This is a genomic window from Calditrichota bacterium, from assembly GCA_013151735.1.
Classification (GTDB): Bacteria; Zhuqueibacterota; JdFR-76; order JdFR-76; family BMS3Abin05; genus BMS3Abin05.
In genome coordinates this window covers 1-4141 of record JAADHR010000150.1, presented here as the reverse complement: position 1 = coordinate 4141, position 4141 = coordinate 1, and the positions used below count along the sequence as shown (strand labels likewise).

At 45.7% G+C, this 4141-nt stretch carries 5 protein-coding genes and 1 tRNA gene; 5 read left to right on the top strand and 1 reads right to left on the bottom strand.

The annotated features are described in order from the left end of the window. The 4 genes from era to GXO76_10865 form a co-directional block, all read left to right on the top strand. Positions 1 to 555 (top strand): GTPase Era (era, locus tag GXO76_10880; protein ID NOY78358.1); only part of this gene is annotated, 555 nt, incomplete at its 5' end. Then, entirely contained in the window at positions 556 to 1452 is an 897-nt protein-coding gene (locus GXO76_10875; protein ID NOY78357.1) for a peptidase, read from the top strand. Between the two features lie 294 nt (positions 1453 to 1746). Further along, positions 1747 to 1822, top strand: a tRNA-Met gene (locus GXO76_10870). 55 nt (positions 1823 to 1877) lie between these two features. Next, on the top strand, positions 1878 to 2126 hold the full coding sequence (locus GXO76_10865) for a GIY-YIG nuclease family protein (GenBank protein NOY78356.1): 249 nt from the start codon (positions 1878 to 1880) through the stop codon (positions 2124 to 2126). Positions 2127 to 2174: 48 nt separating this feature from the next. Here the strand turns inward: GXO76_10865 and GXO76_10860 are convergent, their stop codons facing one another. After that, positions 2175 to 2567 (bottom strand): hypothetical protein, encoded by a 393-nt coding sequence (locus GXO76_10860; GenBank protein NOY78355.1) that lies wholly within the window; start codon positions 2565 to 2567, stop codon positions 2175 to 2177. Positions 2568 to 2713: 146 nt separating this feature from the next. Between GXO76_10860 and GXO76_10855 the strand changes: the two genes are divergently transcribed. Beyond that, on the top strand, positions 2714 to 3883 hold the full coding sequence (locus GXO76_10855) for an ATP-grasp domain-containing protein (GenBank protein NOY78354.1): 1170 nt from the start codon (positions 2714 to 2716) through the stop codon (positions 3881 to 3883). The last annotated feature ends 258 nt before the right edge of the window (positions 3884 to 4141 follow it).

Here is a 4141-nt window from a genome sequence, read left to right as displayed (position 1 = left end):
ATGCTGCTGGTGATCAACAAAATTGATCTGATTCACAAAGACGCGCTTCTTCCTCTCATGGATGCCTATTCCAAAGCGCACCCGTTTCTGGATATTCTTCCGATTTCTGCGCTGGAGGCCGATGGTCTGGATGAGCTGAAACAGGCGATTCGTGAAGCCCTTCCTGTTCATCCGCCGTACTACCCGGAGGATTATCTGACGGAGCATTCGGAGCGTTTCTTTGTTTCGGAAATCATTCGCGAAAAAATTTTCTATCTTTACGGGGAAGAAATCCCCTATTCCACGACCGTTGAAATTGCCGAATTCAAAGAGAAAACCGGTCGAAAAGATTACATCCGTGCCGTCATTTATGTTGAAAAGGATTCCCAGCGCGCCATTCTCATCGGTAAAAAGGGACAGGCTTTGAAACGGGTGGGCTCGCTTGCCCGGGAAGAGATTGAACAGTTTCTGGATCGGCCGGTGTATCTGGACCTCTGGGTAAAAGTACGTGAAAAATGGCGCCGGAACCCCTCAGCCGTCAGACAATTTGGTTATTCAACAAATCTTCCGAAATAAATGATGACAGACCTTCGAGTAGTTTTTATTTTTGTGGATGGGTTAGGCGTGGGGGAAAAGAATCCGGAATTCAATCCCTGTACCGCGGATACGTCGGGTATTTTCCTTCATTTTCGGGATCAAAGAAACGAGGCTGTTCCGTTCGGGGGCATCGGCATTTCCCTGGACGCCACACTGGGGGTGCCGGGCCTGCCCCAAAGTGCCACGGGACAGACGACACTTTTGACGGGAGTGAACGCCGCTAAACTGCTCGGTGAACACAGGAGCGGGTTTCCGAACAAAACCCTGCGTGAGATGCTAAAGCAAAAATCCTTGCTGAAACAAGTGAAAGAGGCCGGCAAAAGGGCCGCCTTTTTGAATGCCTACCGCCCCATTTTTTTTAAGCTGGATGATCGTCTGAAATGGCTGCTTTCCACCACGACCGTGGCGAATCTGTCCGCAGATCTCCCTTTTTTTACGCTGGAAGATGTGGTGGAACATCGGGCCATTTACCAGGATTTTACGAATAAAGATCTGATTCGTAAGGGATTTGACGTTCCCGAATTTACCCCGGAAGAAGCGGGGGAGATTCTGGCTGAGCAGACGGCCCGTTATGATTTTATTCTTTATGAATATTTTAAAACCGATCGTGCGGGCCATTCCCAGGATTTTGGCCGGGCGGCCGAAGAAATCCGGAAACTGGGACGGTTTCTCCTGCGTTTTTTATCCGAAATTGATTTAAAAACCACCCAGGTCATCCTGACCAGTGACCACGGAAATATGGAGGATCTTCGGGTAAAAACCCACACGCGCAACCCGGCCATGACGATTTTGTGGGGCCCGCTGAAAGAGGAGTGGGCGCAAACCTTGTCGTCATTGGAGGACGTTACCCCGGCCATTTTAAAGGCGTTATTGTAAAAGGAGCTTTCCAAAAAATCGTAAAAAAATGTTGACAATTCTGAAAAATTTCATATATTATTTAATGTGACTGCGGGGTGGAGCAGTTGGTAGCTCGTTGGGCTCATATTCGCCAGCTGGCGAACGCAGGTTCGAGTCCTGTTTGCAGAGAGGCATCTTGTGTGGAGGGGAGAAGCGATTAGATTGGTATTTAGCGGATTCAACAGGATCGGATAGCAGGGGGTTGTGTTGGATTCAAGAAGATGCTCAGAAATGTTGACAATTACAAAAAAATTTATTCATAAGTGATATGATTGCGGGGTGGAGCAGTTGGTAGCTCGTTGGGCTCATAACCCAAAGGCCGCAGGTTCGAGTCCTGCCCCCGCTACCAGAACTAGGAGGAAGCCTGACTGAGGGAGTCAGGCTTTTTTTATTTGAGGTTTATCATGTACACAACGTACGTTCTGTATTCGGAGAGATATGACAAGATCTACATAGGTTACACATCCAATTTGGAACAGAGGTTGCTTTCCCATAATGAATTAGCCACGAAGGGCTGGACAGTGAGATTTAGGCCGTGGACGCTTGTTTACAAAGAGGTGTATGAAGAGAAGTCTGAAGCAATGAGGCGGGAACGGGAGTTGAAGAGTTATCAGGGGCGACGGTTTATTAGAAACTTGTTATCAAGGGATTAGTTAAGCTCGTTGGGCTCATATTCGCCAGCTGGCGAACGCAGGTTCGAGTTACGCCGGTTGGCGCACGGGCCTGCCCCCGCTACCAGAACTAGGAGGAAGCCTGACTGAGGGAGTCAGGCTTTTTTTATTGGGGGGTATGGTGGCAAAGAGTTTCACCCCAATGAATTGGGGTGATGGTACAAGGCAGTTGGAGGAAGACACGGCTTTTTTGGATCGGACTTTTGTTGAACAATCACCATAATTCATTATGGTGTTGTTTGTTGTTGGTTCTGTCAGTTCTGTTAGTGCTGCATTTTTATCCTGTAAATCCTGTCCAAAATTTTCTTGGGGTGCCATGTTTTTCTCGTGTAGTTTCACCCCAATAAATTGGAGTGATTGTTCAAGGCCGTTGGGGGAAATACACAGCTTTTTGGGATCGGACTTTTGTTGTGCAATCACCATAATTCATTATGGTGTTGTTGGTTCTGTGCCTTCTCCTGTAAATCCCGTCCAAATTCATACTCCACTTGAAAATGACCAAAAGATGTCGTAAATTAGACCTTCATTTATTTATGCGAAATTGAAAATCTAAATCGGGATCGGGAAACATGTTTTTTGTAGATAAACCATACGTTTCGGAGTTTTTCAAAAAAACGGTCAGGGATTACGCCATTCCTGTGGTGGGCACGGAGGCGGCAAAACAGGCGGGTCTGTATCCCGGAACAAAACTAATTAGTGAAGATCAGGCCGTAGAAAGGGTTCGGGAGTCGGAAAATCCTGTAATCTACACGCTTTCCGAAAATTCAATTCACTGGATTTCGGAGCACTTGCACTTTACGGATCTCCCTGAAAAAATCGACCTGTTTAAAAACAAGCTAAAATTTCGGGAGCTGACAAAATCCTTCTTCCCGGAATTTTATTTTAAAGAAATTCCTGCGGATTCGCTGAAAACAATTCAGATCGATGATGTCCCTTTACCATTTATCATTAAACCCACGGTTGGGTTTTTCAGCATGGGGGTTCACAAGGTTTCAAGCCGTAAGGACTGGGATGGTACGCGGGAGGCGCTTCTGGCGGAAATGGGGCAGATCAACGCCTTGTATCCGGAAGAGGTTTTGGATACCCGCTCATTTATTCTTGAACAGGTCATTCACGGCGAAGAATTTGCCATGGATGCCTATTACGATTCTGCGGGCAAACCCGTTATTCTAACGATCCTTAAACATATTTTTGCTTCGGATGCCGATGTGGGCGACCGCGTGTATATCACGTCAAAAGATATTATTGAGGACAATCTTGGCCCGTTTACCGAATTTTTGGAAAAGATGGGAGATGCGGCCGGGGTAAAAAATTTCCCGGTTCATGTTGAGCTCAGACGGGACGCCGACGGCATGCTGTTGCCCATCGAGGTCAATCCGATGCGGTTTGGCGGCTGGTGTACCACGGCAGATTTGTCCTTTCTGGCCTACGGATTCAATCCGTATGTGTACTACTACTTTCAGAAAAAACCCAACTGGTCGGAGGTTCTCAAGGGAAAGGAAGGGAAACTTTTCAGCATTATTGTGCTAAACAATTCGACGGGCAGGGATGTAAATGAGATTCAATCCTTTGATTATGAAAAACTGCTGTCCTATTTTGAAAAACCGCTGGAGCTCAGAAAAATCGATTACCGGAAACATTCCGTTTTTGGTTTCCTGTTTGCCGAAACCCGGGAAGCCAATTTTGGTGAGCTGGAAAGACTGCTGACTTCAGACCTTACCGAATTTGTGAGAATGTGAGGTGGGACCAAAATCATTTCAAATTATCCTTGTAGACTCAATATCCTGAATGCGATTTTTTTTCATTATCAAAAAAAGAGCTTGCATATTACAAATAATATTTTTAATATAATAGAAATTAATTTCCCCTCATTAGTTTCAGAAATGATTTCTCCTCATTCACAGTGCAGCTAAAGGGGATCAGTTGCCAATAGTGTTTTATCGGTTTTACCCTCATAATAAGTAATTTAGTTAATTCAATTCATTCTGTTTTAAGAA

Bases quoted from the DNA above. Each gene is read 5' to 3' on its own strand.
- GXO76_10855 (NOY78354.1), top strand. From the start codon at position 2,714: ATGTTTTTTGTAGATAAACCATACGTTTCGGAGTTTTTCAAAAAAACG.
- GXO76_10865 (NOY78356.1), top strand. From the start codon at position 1,878: ATGTACACAACGTACGTTCTGTATTCGGAGAGATATGACAAGATCTAC.
- GXO76_10875 (NOY78357.1), top strand. From the start codon at position 556: ATGATGACAGACCTTCGAGTAGTTTTTATTTTTGTGGATGGGTTAGGC.
- GXO76_10860 (NOY78355.1), bottom strand. From the start codon at position 2,567: ATGGTGATTGCACAACAAAAGTCCGATCCCAAAAAGCTGTGTATTTCC.